Genomic DNA, 14,190 nt, shown 5'->3' with positions numbered 1-14,190 from the left:
CTGGCATCCTCAGAACTTCACGAAGTTGGTTTCATCGGGTTCCTCCATCTCCGGCATACGGCGGCCGGAGGACGTGCCACCGGCGCGCATTTTCCTGGCCGGCTTGCGCGCTGACGGCGCCGCGCTGCGGACTGTGCGCGAAACGCCAGCCAGTTTGAAGAAGGACATGGTCTGCTGCAGCTGCTCGGCCTGACCGCTCATCTCTTCTGCTGTCGCTGCCAGCTCTTCGGAGCTGGACGCATTCTGCTGGGTGGTCTGGCTCAGCTGCGTCACTGCCGCATTGATCTGACCCACACCTGCCGACTGTTCTTCCGACGCCGCCGTGATCTCTTGCACCAGGTTCGAGGTGCGGCGGATATTCGGCACCATCTCACCCAGCAGCTGCCCGGCCTTCTCGGCCAGCTGCACGCTGCTGCTGGCTACCTGCTCGATTTCCTGCGCTGCCACCTGGCTGCGTTCCGCCAGCTTGCGCACTTCGGCCGCCACCACGGCAAAGCCCTTGCCATGTTCGCCCGCGCGGGCCGCCTCAATCGCCGCGTTCAACGCCAGCAGGTTGGTCTGGTATGCGATATCGTCGATGATGCTGATTTTCTTGGCGATCTGCTGCATCGCCGCCACCGTGGACTTGACCGCCTCGCCGCCCTCTGCCGCTTCCAACGCGGCCTTGCTGGCAATGCCGTCGGTGACTTTGGCGTTCTCGGTATTTTGCGAAATCGAGGCCGTCATCTGCTCGACCGAGGCACTGGTTTCCTCCGTGCCTGCAGCCTGCTCACTGGCCGCCTGCGAAAGCGACTGCGCCGTCGCGCTGACTTCTTCCGAGGCCGAGGCCAATGCCTCAGCGCCGTTGTTCACTTCCTGCACCACGTGCGACAGTTTTTCGATCATGCCGCTCATGGCCGCCAGCAGGCTGGTGGTGTCGCCGGCTTTCAGCTGCACGTCGGCGGTCAGGTCGCCATCTGCCACCTGGCGCACAATCTCCGCTGCATACGAAGGATCGCCACCCAGTTGTTTGAGGATGTCGCGCAGGATCAGCAGGCCCAGTGCCACCAGCACCAGCAGTGCGATAGCGGATGCCGTGTACATGCTGGCCACGGCCGCATTAGATGCCGCATCGGCCTCCTTGACGGCGTCCTCGCCATAGCTGACGTTCAGCTCCACCAGTTTGTCGAGCGCGTTTTCCACCTCATGGAAATTGGCACGGTTGTCCACCAGGTTGCGGTGTAGCGCGACAAACAGTTCCTTGCGCTTGGCCACCTCGGCATCCTGGATCTGTGCCAGCAGGCCGCCGAATTCCACGTCTTTCTGCTTCCATGTATCCCAGGATTTGATGAACTGCTTCCACACCGTCCCTTCTTCGTTCGACTGCGGCAGCGCTTCATACACTTTGCGCGCCGCATCGATCTGGCCGAAAATTTCAGCGCGGCGCTTGATCTGCTGCTTGATTTCCGCCGTGTCTTCGGGATACATCGCCACCGCATCGGCCGCGCGATTGGCCGAGCGTATGCCGGTCTTCCCTTCATTCATGCCCATCAGCGCCTGCACCGATGGCATGCGGTTCTTGCCGATCTCCGCCAGCATCGCCCCTTCCTGTTTCAGCCCCCGGAACCCAATCACGACCACCAGCAGCAACGCCAGAACGGCAACGCCCAACAGCGTCAGGATCTTGGTTCTGACAGTTATATTTGCAAACATACAGTCTCCTAAGGGATTTGCGCGACGAATTCTTGCAGGTGCAACGTCGATACCAAGTGCTGCACATTGAGCAGCATGACAAAGCGGCCATTGACCTTGCCGATGCCATGCAGCAGGTCGGCCTTGATGGCGCCAAAGCGCGGCGCCGGTTCGATCTCGGTGGCCGGAATGTCCAGCACCGCATTGACCGCATCAACCAGTATGCCAATCACCAGCGGCCCTTCCTCAGCCTCGACTTCCACCACGATGATGCAGGTGCGCTTGCTGATGGCGGACGGTTCGCGGTCCAGCCGGCGGGCCAGGTTCAGCACGGGAACCGCCGTACCGCGCAAATTGATTACGCCGCAGATGGACGGCGGCATCTGCGGCACCGGGGTCACGCCCGCATACTCCAGGATTTCACGCACCGCCAATATGCCCATGGCGAACATATCCTGGCCCAGCATGAAGCTGAGGAACTGAGCAGGCGCCTGCTGCGCTGACGATGGCGGGTCCGCTGCGGTCAAGGTATTCATCGCTGCTCCCCGCTAAAATTTGACGAAATGCGATTCATCCGGTTCGCTGACATCATTCATGCGGCGGCTAGATACCGCCCCTGCAGCCGCGCGTCCTGGACGTGCGGGCTTACGCGCCATCGTCGTACGGATAGGTCGGGAGGCGCCAGCCAGCTTGAAGAAGGACATGGTCTGCTGCAGCTGCTCGGCCTGACCGCTCATCTCTTCCGCTGTCGCCGCCAGCTCTTCGGAGCTGGAGGCATTCTGCTGGGTGGTCTGGCTCAGCTGCGTCACTGCCGCATTGATCTGGCCAACACCTGCCGACTGTTCTTCCGACGCCGCCGTGATCTCTTGCACCAGGTTCGAGGTGCGGCGGATATTCGGCACCATCTCACCCAGCAGCTGCCCGGCCTTCTCGGCCAGCTGCACGCTGCTGCTGGCTACCTGCTCGATTTCCTGCGCCGCCACCTGACTGCGTTCCGCCAGCTTGCGCACCTCGGCTGCCACCACGGCAAAGCCCTTGCCATGTTCGCCCGCGCGGGCCGCCTCAATCGCCGCGTTCAGCGCCAGCAGGTTGGTCTGGTATGCGATATCGTCGATGATGCTGATTTTCTTGGCGATCTGCTGCATCGCCGCCACCGTGGACTTGACCGCCTCGCCGCCCTCTGCCGCTTCCAACGCGGCCTTGCTGGCAATGCCGTCGGTGACCTTGGAGTTCTCGGTGTTTTGCGAAATCGAGGCCGTCATCTGTTCGACCGACGCACTGGTTTCCTCCGTGCCCGCAGCCTGTTCGCTGGCCGCCTGCGACAGCGACTGCGCGGTCGCGCTGACTTCTTCCGAGGCCGAGGCCAGCGCTTCGGCGCCGTTGTTCACTTCCTGCACCACGTGCGACAGTTTTTCGATCATGCCGCTCATGGCCGCCAGCAGGCTGGTGGTGTCACCGGCTTTCAGCTGCACGTCGGCGGTCAGGTCGCCATCTGCCACCTGGCGCACAATCTCCGCTGCATACGAAGGATCGCCACCCAGCTGCTTCATGATGCCGTTCAGGATAAACAGGCCGATTGTCACCAGCAGGGCCAATGCAATACCCGATGACAGGTACATATTTTTCAGCGCAGTTGCCGACGCGGCTTCTGCCCCTGCCACATCGCTCTCGCCATACTGAATATTCAGGGTCACCAGCTTGTTGAGGCTTTCCTCGGCATCGTGAAACGCCGTGCGGTTTTCCTTGAGCGTATTGTGCAGCGACAGGAATAATTCCTTGCGCTTGGCCAGGTCAGCACGCACGATCTGGCTGGCGATGTCGGTGATGAGGGCATCACGCTGCTTCCAGGTGTCCCATTGCTTGACGAAGGTTTTCCACACTGCCGCCTCCTCCGTCTCCTGCGGCAGGTCATCATAGGTTTTCCACGCCTTATCGACAATCGCCCAGCTTTCCTGCTTGCGCTTGATCTCATGGGTGACGTTATCCACCTCTTCCGGATATAACGCCATCGCATCAATGGCACGGCTGGCCGACCGCAGCGCGGTCTGCGCTTCGCTGATGGTTTGCAGCGCCTGCACCGATGGCATGCGGTTCTTGCCGATCTGGTTCAGCATCTGGCTTTGCGTCTTCATGCCGGAAAAGGCGATCAGCACTACGACGACCAATGCCACAACCGCTACCGCCAGCAATATCAAAATCTTGGTCCTGACCTGCAATGTTGAAAGCATGATGTTCCCCCAGCTTGGTTGTGATTATTCGTCCCCTGCCAGCGCACGCAGTCTGCGCCTGTCCTGCCGTATCCAGCCGACCAGATCTTCCGCCGGCATCGGCTTCGCCAGCAGGTAGCCTTGCGCCATGTCGCATCCGAGGTCGCGCAGCAGCTTCCAGTCCTCGACTGTCTCGACACCTTCCGCCACCGTGGCCACGCCCAGGCTTTGCCCCAGGTCCAGTGCGCTCTTGAGCACCATGTGGCGGTTGGGCCACTGCGCCGCGCCGTTGACGAAGGCGCGGTCGATCTTCAGTTCCGTGAACGGGCAGCGTGCGAATTGCTGCATGGACGAATAGCCGATGCCAAAATCGTCCATGGCCAGGCCAAAGCCCATCAGGCGCAAGCGGCCCATATTCGTCAGCGCCTGTGACAGCTGACGCATCACGCTGGTTTCAGTGACCTCCCACACCAGCGATGCGGGCTTGACGCCGGATGCGGAAATCTGCGCAATCAGGCGGTCGATAAAACTGCGGTCGGCCAGGTTGTCGGCGGACAGGTTGACCGACACCGTAAGCGGCGGCAGGCCGTGGCTTTGCCAGTCCAGTATGCGCTCCAGCACCTGCTGCACCATGTCGATCGTGAAGTCCGCCATCAGGGGATGGCCTTCCAGCGTATCGATGAAGTGCGCCGGAGCCAGCAGGCCGCGCTCCGGATGGTTCCAGCGCACCAGCGCTTCCACGCCTTTCAGGTGGCCGGTCTGCATGGCGACCTTGGGCTGGAAGTACGGCACAAACTCCTTGCGCGTCAGCGCCTGCGCCAGCTCCTCCAGCGAAGCCTGTGGCAGTGGCGGCGGCACCAGCGGGGCGCAGTCGCTGCCACGGTCACCGGCCTTGCACAAGAGCTGCGTCAGCGAGTCCAGTTGCACCGGCTTGAGCAAAGTGCCCAGCAAGCCCATGGAAGTATCTTCGCACGCCATGTTCTCGATGATCTCCAGCAGGCGCGGATCACGCGCACTGACCACGATCAGGTTTTCCGTCAGGCGGCGTTCACGCAGCTGGCAGGTCAGCTCGATGCCGTCCATGCCCGGCATCTCCAGATCGGTCAGCACCAGATACAACGGGCTGGGTTGGCGCTCCAGCACCTGCATGGCCTCGTTGCCGTCACCCGCTTCCAGTATCTCGCCGAAGTTCAGCTGGCGCAGCAAACCCACCAGATAACCGCGTTGCACCACGCTGTCCTCGACAACCAGCACGCGGCGGCCGGCCCACGAGGGCGCGTCGGCAACGGTGGTGTCGGGGAGCGGTGGCGTGTTCATGTTCAGTACTGCAGCTGTTGCAGGATTTCGCGGTAGATCGCGCTGAGCGGCACCGACTTCTCGACACCGCCGCGCTTCACCGCTTCCTTCGGCATGCCGTACACCACACAGCTGGCTTCATCCTGCGCCACCGTGCGCGCGCCAGCCTTGAGCATTTCCAGCATGCCGGCCGCACCGTCGTCCCCCATGCCGGTCATGATGACGCCCAGTGCATTGGCGCCTGCCGCGCGCGCGGTGGAGCGGAACAGCACATCCACCGACGGGCGATGACGGTTGACCAGCGGGCCATCCACCACCTCGACAAAATACTGCGCCCCGGTGCGGCGCAGTAGCATGTGCTTGCCGCCCGGCGCAATCAGCACCTGGCCCTGCAGGACCCGGTCGTTATTGGCAGCCTCCTTGACGCGCACTTCGCACACGCTGTCCAGCCGCGCCGCAAAAGCTGCCGTGAATTTTTCCGGCATGTGCTGCACCACCACGATGCCGGGTGAGACGCGCGGCAGTGAGGTCAGCACCTCTTCCAGCGCCTGCGTACCGCCCGTCGATGTGCCGATCGCCACCACGCGCTCCGTGGTCGCCGTCATCGGCCGTACTTCCATCGGCGGCAGGACCGCATCCGCATTCAGCTTGGCCGTCACAGGTGGCGGCGCTGGGCGGTTGGCCAGCTTGCCCACATGGGCGCCAGCGGCCGCGCGCACTGCAGACACCAGTTCATCCGCGCTATCGTGCAGGAACTGCTTCAGGTCCAGCCGCGGCTTGGTAATGATCGCGACCGCGCCTGCCGTCAGCGCTTCCACCGACGTCTGCGCGCCCTTCTCGGTCAAGGTCGAGCAGATCACCACCGGTGTCGGATGTTCAGTCATCAGCTTGCGCAGGAAGGTTATGCCGTCCATCTTCGGCATTTCAACGTCAAGCACGATGACGTCAGGCCACTGCACCTTCATGCGCTCCATGGCGAGCAAAGGGTTGGCCACCGCATGGGTAACGGTAATCCCCGCCGCCGCGTTCAGCAGGCCGCTCAGCACCTGCCGCACCACGGCGGAATCATCGACGATCATGACCTTGATATCACTCATTCCTGTGTCCTTGCTCCCGTACCGCCCCATCCCGGTTCTGGCGGAACCTGACGGCTCAACACCTCGCCACTACGGATGGTGAAGATTAATTGACGATGCCCTTCGCCGAACAGGCTTTCGGACACCACGTGTATGCCATGCTTTTGCAGCATCTCGCGCGCAAAGTCGCCGTTCTGCATGCCGATATCGCGTACCTTCTCATTGCGCGGAAACATGGCGCCGCCGCCGAAGATCTTGCCCTGGCACTGAATCAGCGGCACCCCATGCTGCGTCATACCGTCCACCAGCAACTGCATCGCATCCGCGCCATACATGCCCGGCTTGTCGGCTGGCCGGTCCTGTCTGCGCCGCCCGTGGCCGGGCAGCAGGAAGTGCGACATCGCGCCAATGCGGCGCCCCGGATGCCACAACGTGATCGACACGCAAGAGCCCAGCAGCGTACGCACGCGGTACTGCGCATCGCCGACGAAATAATCGCCGGGCATCAGGAAGATATCGATGAGTTTAGGCTCCGTCATGGCTTGCGATAAATCGAAGGCGCCACTGCGATCAGCGTATCGTTGATGTCGTTCAGCGTTTCCGAATGGCCGATCAGGAAATAGCCGCCCGGACGCAATTGCGCCAACAGCCGCGCCACCACCTGGCGTTTGGTCTCCAGGCTGAAATAGATCATCACGTTGCGCAGGAAGATCACATCAAACGTGCCCAGTTTGGGCAGCGGCGCATTCAGGTTCAGGTGCTGGAACTGCACGCGCTGCCGCAGCGAACGGTCGATCAGCATGGTGCCGGCTTCACTGCCCTGTCCCTTGAGGCAGAAACGCTTCAGGTAAGCCGGCGGCATTTGCGATGCGCGCTCCATGGGATAGTGGCCGCTACGCGCGCGCTGCAGCACGCGTGTGCTGATGTCGGTGCCCAGCACTTCCCAGCCGCCGTCCTCGCCAAAGACATCGGCCAGCACCATGGCAATGCTGTAGGGTTCTTCGCCGCTGGAGCTGGCTGCGCTCCACACGCGCAGCGCGCGGTTCTTGTCGCGCGCTTCCAGCGCCAGATCGCGCAGCAGTGCAAAGTGCTTGGGTTCGCGGAAGAAGTAAGTCTCGTTGGTGGTCAGCAGGTCCACCGCCACTTGCAGCTCGGCCGGTTGCGCGCGGCTTTCCAGCAGCTTGAGATAGTCGCCATAGCTGTCGAGCTGATAGTGCGCCAGGCGCTTGGCCAGGCGGCCGCTGACCAGCGCCTGCTTGCCATTGGCCATGGTGATGCCCGCAGCATCGTAAATGAAACGCTGGAACTGGACGAACTCGCGGTCGGTGATCATCGCCACGGCCATAAGATCCCACCCATCACGCCACGGCGGCAGCGGTGCCGCGCGCCATGTCAACAATCTCCTCGCTCGACAGCACGCGCTCGATATCGAGCAGGATCACAAAGCGGCCGTTGTACTTGCCCATGCCGGCGATGAAATCGGGACGGATGCGCGTGCCGAACGACGGCGCCGGTTCGATATCGGCGGCAGCGATTTCCACCACGGCGTTGACCGCGTCCACCAGCATGCCCAGCACCTGCTTGCTGTCATTCTCGCCGCCTTCGGTTTCGACGATGACGATGCAGCTGCGTTTGCCGATGGTGCTTTGCGCGCGGCCGAAGCGCGCCGACAAATCCATCACCGGCACCACCGCGCCGCGCAGGTTGATGACGCCGCGCACGCAATCCGGCATCATGGGCACCGTGGCCAGGCTGCCGTATTCGATGATCTCCTTGATGTGCAGGATGCCGACCGCGTACTGTTCCTCGCCCAGCATAAATGTCAGGAACTGGCTGGGCAGCGCGGCGCCGCTCTGCAAGGCCACAATCGCGCTGCTGCCGTAAGTGACCACATTGGCGGTATCGATAGTGCTCATGCTGCTCCTCTCTTACGCTGCCAGCGCGACGGCGCCCTTGCCGCCGACGGTATGCATCAGTGCCGCCACGTCGAGTATCAGGGCGACCTCGCCGCTGCCCAGGATGGTGGAGCCGCTGATGCATTTCACTTCGCTGAACATCGGACTCAGTGGTTTGATCACGGTCTGGAATTCGCCCAGCAGCGTATCGACCACCAGGCCCGCACGGTGATTGCCGAACTTGAGCACCACGATGCTCTCGCGCCGCGTGCCGGCGCCGCCGATGCGGAACAGCTCACGCAGGCGCACCAGCGGCAGCACCTGGCCGCGCAGATTGGTGTAGTCCTGTCCCGGCTCGGTGGCGTACTCGATGCACTCCTCGATCATGTCGAGCGGGATCACAAACACCGACGATCCCACCTGCACCAGGAAGCCGTCGATGATGGCCAGCGTCAGCGGCAACCGCACCGTCACCGTCGTGCCCTGGCCCTCCTTGCTGCCGACATCCACGCTGCCGCGCAGCGCCTGGATATTCCGCTTGACCACGTCCATGCCGACGCCACGGCCGGACAGGTTGGTGATCTTCTCCGCCGTCGAGAAGCCGGCTTCGAAAATCAGGTTGTAGATTTCGCTGTCGGTGAGTTTGCGTTCCGGGTCGATCAGGCCACGCTCGATGGCCTTGGCCAGTATCTTCTCCTTGCGCAGGCCGCCGCCATCGTCGCTGACTTCAATCACGATGCTGCCCGATTCGTGGAACGCGTTCAGCTTGATCATGCCCTTGGCCGACTTGCCGGCCGCCACCCGCACTTCGGCCGGCTCAATGCCATGGTCCATGGCGTTGCGCACCAGGTGCATCAGCGGGTCGCCGATTTTTTCCACCACGGTCTTGTCCAGTTCCGAATCCTCGCCATCGACAATCAGGCCGATGTCCTTGCCCAGTTCCCGCGCCACATCGTGCACCACGCGCTGGAAGCGGTTGAAGGTGGCGCCGATCTTCACCATGCGCAGCTCCAGCGCCGCATCGCGCACGTCTTCCACCAGTCCCGTCAGCGTCGAGGTGCACTCCAGCAGCTCGGTGTTCTGGATATGCTGGCCGATCATGTTGGCGCGTGCGCCAGCGATAATCAGTTCGCCCACCAGGTCGATCAGGCGATCCAGCTTGTCGGAATCGACGCGGATGGAGCGGCTTTCCTGCGCCTTTTGCTCGCTGACCTGCTTCTGCTTGGCCAGCGCGGCCTCCACCACCACCGGCGGCACATTGCCCGCGCCAACCAGGATGCTGCCCAGCTGCTGGGCCGGCGCGTCTTCCTGCTTGCCGGACTGCTGATTCAGCGCCTCTTCCAGTTCATGCGCGGTGACGCTGCCGCAGCGGACCAGGATTTCGCCCAGCCTTACCTTCTGCTCCGGCAGCGCGCGGATCAGGTTCACATACTCGGACACCTTGCTGTGCGGCGGAATGATGCGGATTTCGCAGTCGTCCTGTACAAACTCGAACACGCCGGCAATCGCCTCGCGGTCGGCGCTGCTGTCAAAGGCGATTTCGAAACCGAGGTAGCACAGCTCCGCATCCATCTCATCGGCCGGCGGCAGGGCATCGGGCAAGGTCGCAATCCCCACCACGCGCCCCAGCTTGCCCAGGTAGCGCAGGAAGGCGATGGGGTCCATGCCGTTCTGCAGCACGCCGCGGCCGAAGCGCAGCGAGATATGCCAGTAGTCGCTATCTCCACGTTCCTGGTCGATGCGTTCCACGCCAGGCTCCGCGTGCACTGCCAGCGCGGCGGGAACCGCTGGCGCCGCCGCCTCGCCATCCATATGGCGATGCAGCTGCTCCTTGAGCATCTCGCCTTCCGGCGCGGTGTCCGGGTCCTGGTCTACGCGGCCCGCCGCCAGGCCGTCCATCATGGCCGACAGATAGTCGCAACATGACAGCAGCAGCACCACCATTTCATCGTTGAGCGTCACGCTGCCATCGCGCACCTTGTCCAGCAGGCTTTCCACCACGTGGGTGAAGGCGACGATGTGATCGAGGCTAAACAGGCCCGCCGACCCTTTGATGGTATGGGCGGCCCGGAAGATGGCGTTGATTGCCTCGCTCTGGTCGCCCGCCAGGTCGACATTGAGCAGCGCGTTCTCCATCTCCTCCAGCAGCTCGCGGCTTTCAGCGATAAAGGTCTGTAGTGCGTCGTCCAGATTCATGGCTATTCCTTATGCGTGTATCAGCACGGCGTCGCCAAAGAAGGCGACCAGGTCCAGCATCTCGAAGATTTCTACGACGGCGGGGCTATGCTGCACCAGGCGCAGCGTGCGCTGGTCGGCGGCAGCGGCCTGCTTGGCCAGCATCAGCACTTGCAAGCCTGCCGTGTCCAGCTCCGTCACGCCGGACAAGTCGATTTCCAGTATCCGCGCCTTGCGCAGCGCGTCCAGCACCAGCACTTTCAGATCGGCGGCGCGATAGATCGTCAGTTCGCCGTCCAGGGCAATACGGTTGACTTCATCGGCCATCGCAGCCTCCGCAAAATTATGGCAGTACCAGCTTGGCGACGGCGCCCAGTAGCACGTCCGGTTTGAATGGTTTGACGACCCAGGCCTTGGCGCCTGCGGCCTTGCCTTCTTCCTTCTTGCTCTCTTGCGATTCGGTAGTCAGCATGATGACTGGCGTGAATTTGTAGTTGGGCAGCTGCTTGAATTGTTTAACGAAGGTGATGCCGTCCATATTGGGCATGTTCACGTCGCACACCACCAGATGAATTTTCTGTCCGGTGCATTTGGACAGCGCATCGACGCCATCGCGTCCTTCAATCACCTCGTATCCCGCGCCCTTGAGCGCAATGCCCACTACCTGGCGCAAAGAGGCCGAATCATCGACCACCATGATGGTTTTTGCCATATCTTCTCTACCTTCAGAAAAAAGTGATTTCGTCGGCTGCAGCGGCGGTAGGCGCCGCGTGCTTGATGCCGCTGTGTACCGCATGCTCTTCGGCCATCGCGTAGGTCTTCTGCAGTTCGCCCAGCAGACGGTCCGGATCCGGCGCTTCCAGCACCCCGTTCGTCTCATAGCGCTCGTGATACTCGCGCAGCAGTCCTGGCAAGTTCTCCATGTTGTGGCGCACGTGGGTCATCACCTGGCTCACGCGGTCCTGGAATTGCAGCTGCACCAGCGCCTCGCCCACCTCACCCTGGATGCCGATGCTCTCCTGTTTGAGCAGGTCGGAGGACTGTACCAGCGCGTCGGTCATCTGGCGGAACTCGGACAGCACGGCGTCGATCATGCCTTCCGCCGACTGCATGGACTTGTCTTCCGCTTCCCTCGATTGCTCGGCGGCCTGGCTGGCCGCCAGGATCGCGGTACTGATCAGATTCACGCGATTGGAGATTTCCTTGCCCGTCTCCGCCGAGCGCATCGACAGCTGGCGCACCTCCTGTGCCACCACGGCGAAGCCACGGCCGGCCGGACCGGCGCGCGCCGCTTCGATGGCCGCGTTGAGCGCCAGCAGATTGGTTTGCGCGGCGATGCTGGCCACGCCTTCCGCCATGCCGCGCAGCTCGCGCGTAAAGCGTTCCAGGTCGCGGATCTGCGCCAGCATGGCGTGCTTGGATGACATGGCGGATTTCATCGAGGTCACCACCGAGCCCAGACGCTGTTCGCTGTGTGCAAACACCTCGGTCATGGAGTGGTCGCCCTGGTTGCCCGCGCCGGAGACATGCACCGCGCTGTCAAGCTTGTCGACGATGCTGGAGAAGCGCGAGGCCAAATCGGAAATCGCTTCCTCCATCTGCGCGCGCGAGTTTTCAATATGGCGGCACCACACGGGCAGCACCGCGTCGGCAAAACGGTCGCGCCCATCCAGGTAATCATCGATCATGGCGTTGTCGCCGGTCGCGCTGGCGGGGCTGAAACCCGTATCGCGCGTGAGCCAGGCTGCAGCGCCCAGCAGCAGCGCTGCCCAGATCAGGGTGTACCAGCCCCAGGCGCTCCAGCCTGCGGCGACGGTTCCCAACGCACCCGCTGCGGCAAAGCCGAACGGCACTATCACTTTGCTACTGATCCCGGTTTGATTCTTCACTGGACGCCACCCCACTGTTGTTCCGGGCGCCGCTGGGGCAGCGCCTCCGGTAGTCCCACTGTAGCGCAGAATGCCGTGCCCGCGCCATCATGTAGTCATGAATGCGAAGCCTGTTGCACCAATACAACCGATGATAGTTACGCCAGCAATGGCCGCGCCGCGCCGCGCAATACAGGCCGCTGCGGCGCAGCATCGCCGAGCTTGAAAATGCTCACCGCTTCCGCCAGTTTGGCCGCCTGCACCTGCATGGCGTCGGCCGCTGCGGCGGCCTCTTCCACCAATGCCGCGTTCTGCTGCGTGACCTGATCCATTTGCGTGATCGCCAGGTTGATCTGCTCGATGCCATGGGTCTGCTCGACGCTGGCATTGCTGATCTCGCCCATGATGGCAGTAACGCGGCCGATGCTGCTCACCACTTCTTCCATGGTACTCCCAGCCTGGCCAACCAGGCGCGTGCCTGCTTCCACCTTGCCGACCGAGTCGTCGATGAGGGTCTTGATCTCTTTTGCCGCACTGGCCGAACGCTGCGCCAGGTTGCGCACCTCGGACGCCACCACCGCAAAGCCGCGCCCCTGTTCGCCGGCACGCGCCGCTTCCACGGCGGCATTCAAGGCAAGAATATTGGTCTGGAAAGCGATGCCGTCAATGACGCCGATGATGTCGACAATTTTCTTGGACGAGGCATCGATCGACGCCATGGTCTGCACCACGTCCGAGACTACCGCGCCGCCGCGTTGCGCCACTTCGGCAGCCTTGGACGCCAGCTGGTTGGCCTGGCGCGCGTTGTCGGCATTCTGCTTGACGGTGCTGGTCAGCTCCTCCATCGAGGACGCGGTTTCCTCGAGCGAACTGGCCTGCTGTTCCGTGCGCGACGACAGGTCCAGATTGCCGGCGGCGATTTGCGACGACGCGGTTGCAATGCTGTCCGTGCCGTTGCGGACATCGCCGACGATACGCACCAGGCTGTTCGACATGCGGTTCAGCGCATGCAGCAGCTTGCCGGGTTCGTCCTGGCTGTAGTCGCTGGCGCTGCGGTTGCTATGATCGACCAGGTCGCCTTCCGCCACCGACTCGGCCAGCGCCACGGCTTCGTTGATCGGCCGCGTGATGCCCGCCGTCAGCCACCATGAAAACACCACGCCAAACGCCACCACCAGCACGGCCAGCAAGAGCAGTAGGTTGCGGCTGTCCGTGGCGACCTGGTCGATGCGCGTGGCCGCTTCGTCAATCGACTTGCGCTGCTGGTCGAGGATCTTCTGCAGCATGGTTTCATAGGTTTTGGCGGCAGGCAGATAGGTTTGCTCGAGCAGGCGCGAGGCGCCGTCGGCATCGCCGGCGGCCTTGGCCTTCATGACGCCGTCACGCGAACTTACGTACAGCTTGCGGGTTTCCACCAGCTCTTCCATGAGCCGCTTGTCCTCGCCGCTGGTGAGTTCTTCGATCTTCTTGATCAGTCCCTGGGCGTAGGCCGTCGAGTTCTTGGCCTCCTCGGCAAAGAAGGTGGCCAGCGCCGGGTCGGCGCTTTTGGCCACAGCGGTGGTGCGGCGGATGCCGGCAAATACAATCCGGTACCAGTCCGAAATGAGACGCTCCTTGGCCAGCGGCGTTTCCATCATCGCGCGTGTCGCGGTCGCCACCCCTTGCAGGCGATAGATGCCGAGGCCGGTGTTGAGGATGAGTATGGCGAGCACAACAGCAAAGCCAAACGACAGGCGCCTGCCAATGCTGAGATCAGTGATTTTCATGCCGGTCTCCAAGGGTCGAATTGTTCTTCAATAGTAACCCTAAAGTTCAGCGAAATTCATGCTTGCAGAAATTTGTTAAACTGCTTTAAGTTTAAAATATTTTTAAATTTCCATTCTAATCTGCAACAAATATTGAGCCAGGGACTGTGAAAACGTTTACACTTTCAAATTCATTTGTACGGCCATTTACATAGCGGAATTTAAAATACAACATTGTCCGTCCGGCCATTCGCACT

At 62.2% G+C, this 14,190-nt stretch carries 13 protein-coding genes; all 13 read right to left on the bottom strand.

Going from position 1 to position 14,190, the window contains the following annotated elements; all coding sequences use genetic code 11:
* Positions 1-9: 9 nt before the first annotated feature.
* Positions 10-1,692 carry a methyl-accepting chemotaxis protein gene (locus BUA36_RS26635; protein WP_072789345.1) on the bottom strand — a complete coding sequence of 561 codons (1,683 nt, stop codon included), beginning with the start codon at positions 1,690-1,692 and terminating at the stop codon, positions 10-12.
* 8 nt (positions 1,693-1,700) lie between these two features.
* Entirely contained in the window at positions 1,701-2,207 is a 507-nt protein-coding gene (locus tag BUA36_RS26630; protein ID WP_072789342.1) for a chemotaxis protein CheW, read from the bottom strand.
* 12 nt (positions 2,208-2,219) lie between these two features.
* Positions 2,220-3,899, bottom strand: coding sequence for a HAMP domain-containing methyl-accepting chemotaxis protein (locus BUA36_RS26625; RefSeq protein ID WP_072789339.1), 1,680 nt, complete (start codon positions 3,897-3,899; stop codon positions 2,220-2,222).
* Between the two features lie 24 nt (positions 3,900-3,923).
* Positions 3,924-5,195, bottom strand: a complete 1,272-nt coding sequence (locus tag BUA36_RS26620) for an EAL domain-containing protein (protein WP_072789336.1) — start codon at positions 5,193-5,195, stop codon at positions 3,924-3,926.
* Positions 5,196-5,197: 2 nt separating this feature from the next.
* Positions 5,198-6,271, bottom strand: coding sequence for a protein-glutamate methylesterase/protein-glutamine glutaminase (locus BUA36_RS26615; protein ID WP_072789333.1), 1,074 nt, complete (start codon positions 6,269-6,271; stop codon positions 5,198-5,200).
* Positions 6,268-6,789, bottom strand: a complete 522-nt coding sequence (locus tag BUA36_RS26610) for a chemotaxis protein CheD (RefSeq protein WP_202413638.1) — start codon at positions 6,787-6,789, stop codon at positions 6,268-6,270. Before BUA36_RS26610 ends, BUA36_RS26615 begins: the two co-directional genes overlap by 4 nt.
* A complete protein-coding gene (locus tag BUA36_RS26605) occupies positions 6,786-7,595 on the bottom strand; it encodes a CheR family methyltransferase (protein WP_072789330.1) in 810 nt (269 codons plus the stop codon). The genes BUA36_RS26610 and BUA36_RS26605 overlap by 4 nt, the downstream gene beginning before the upstream one ends.
* Positions 7,596-7,608: 13 nt before the next feature.
* Positions 7,609-8,166: a chemotaxis protein CheW gene (locus BUA36_RS26600; RefSeq protein ID WP_072789327.1), complete on the bottom strand. Its 558-nt coding sequence runs from the start codon at positions 8,164-8,166 to the stop codon at positions 7,609-7,611.
* Positions 8,167-8,178: 12 nt separating this feature from the next.
* Complete coding sequence (locus BUA36_RS26595; protein ID WP_072789324.1) at positions 8,179-10,341, bottom strand: chemotaxis protein CheA; 2,163 nt, start codon at positions 10,339-10,341, stop codon at positions 8,179-8,181.
* 9 nt (positions 10,342-10,350) lie between these two features.
* Positions 10,351-10,647 carry an STAS domain-containing protein gene (locus BUA36_RS26590; RefSeq protein WP_072789321.1) on the bottom strand — a complete coding sequence of 99 codons (297 nt, stop codon included), beginning with the start codon at positions 10,645-10,647 and terminating at the stop codon, positions 10,351-10,353.
* Positions 10,648-10,663: 16 nt separating this feature from the next.
* Positions 10,664-11,032, bottom strand: coding sequence for a response regulator (locus tag BUA36_RS26585; protein WP_072789318.1), 369 nt, complete (start codon positions 11,030-11,032; stop codon positions 10,664-10,666).
* A 13-nt stretch (positions 11,033-11,045) separates the two neighbouring features.
* Positions 11,046-12,179, bottom strand: a complete 1,134-nt coding sequence (locus BUA36_RS26580) for a methyl-accepting chemotaxis protein (protein ID WP_229255820.1) — start codon at positions 12,177-12,179, stop codon at positions 11,046-11,048.
* Between the two features lie 167 nt (positions 12,180-12,346).
* Positions 12,347-13,954 (bottom strand): methyl-accepting chemotaxis protein, encoded by a 1,608-nt coding sequence (locus BUA36_RS26575; protein WP_072789311.1) that lies wholly within the window; start codon positions 13,952-13,954, stop codon positions 12,347-12,349.
* Positions 13,955-14,190 lie beyond the last annotated feature (236 nt).

It is taken from the genome of Duganella sacchari, from assembly GCF_900143065.1.
In the GTDB taxonomy this organism is placed as follows: domain Bacteria; phylum Pseudomonadota; class Gammaproteobacteria; order Burkholderiales; family Burkholderiaceae_D; genus Rugamonas; species Rugamonas sacchari.
Note: the sequence above shows the minus strand (reverse complement) of the source record. Positions and strands in the feature narration are given on the sequence as shown.

What these genes read in the sequence shown, in the direction of transcription:
- BUA36_RS26635 (WP_072789345.1), bottom strand. Translation starts at nt 1,692, where the DNA reads ATGTTTGCAAATATAACTGTCAGAACCAAGATCCTGACGCTGTTGGGC.
- BUA36_RS26630 (WP_072789342.1), bottom strand. Translation starts at nt 2,207, where the DNA reads ATGAATACCTTGACCGCAGCGGACCCGCCATCGTCAGCGCAGCAGGCG.
- BUA36_RS26625 (WP_072789339.1), bottom strand. Translation starts at nt 3,899, where the DNA reads ATGCTTTCAACATTGCAGGTCAGGACCAAGATTTTGATATTGCTGGCG.
- BUA36_RS26620 (WP_072789336.1), bottom strand. Translation starts at nt 5,195, where the DNA reads ATGAACACGCCACCGCTCCCCGACACCACCGTTGCCGACGCGCCCTCG.
- BUA36_RS26615 (WP_072789333.1), bottom strand. Translation starts at nt 6,271, where the DNA reads ATGAGTGATATCAAGGTCATGATCGTCGATGATTCCGCCGTGGTGCGG.
- BUA36_RS26610 (WP_202413638.1), bottom strand. Translation starts at nt 6,789, where the DNA reads ATGACGGAGCCTAAACTCATCGATATCTTCCTGATGCCCGGCGATTAT.
- BUA36_RS26605 (WP_072789330.1), bottom strand. Translation starts at nt 7,595, where the DNA reads ATGGCCGTGGCGATGATCACCGACCGCGAGTTCGTCCAGTTCCAGCGT.
- BUA36_RS26600 (WP_072789327.1), bottom strand. Translation starts at nt 8,166, where the DNA reads ATGAGCACTATCGATACCGCCAATGTGGTCACTTACGGCAGCAGCGCG.
- BUA36_RS26595 (WP_072789324.1), bottom strand. Translation starts at nt 10,341, where the DNA reads ATGAATCTGGACGACGCACTACAGACCTTTATCGCTGAAAGCCGCGAG.
- BUA36_RS26590 (WP_072789321.1), bottom strand. Translation starts at nt 10,647, where the DNA reads ATGGCCGATGAAGTCAACCGTATTGCCCTGGACGGCGAACTGACGATC.
- BUA36_RS26585 (WP_072789318.1), bottom strand. Translation starts at nt 11,032, where the DNA reads ATGGCAAAAACCATCATGGTGGTCGATGATTCGGCCTCTTTGCGCCAG.
- BUA36_RS26575 (WP_072789311.1), bottom strand. Translation starts at nt 13,954, where the DNA reads ATGAAAATCACTGATCTCAGCATTGGCAGGCGCCTGTCGTTTGGCTTT.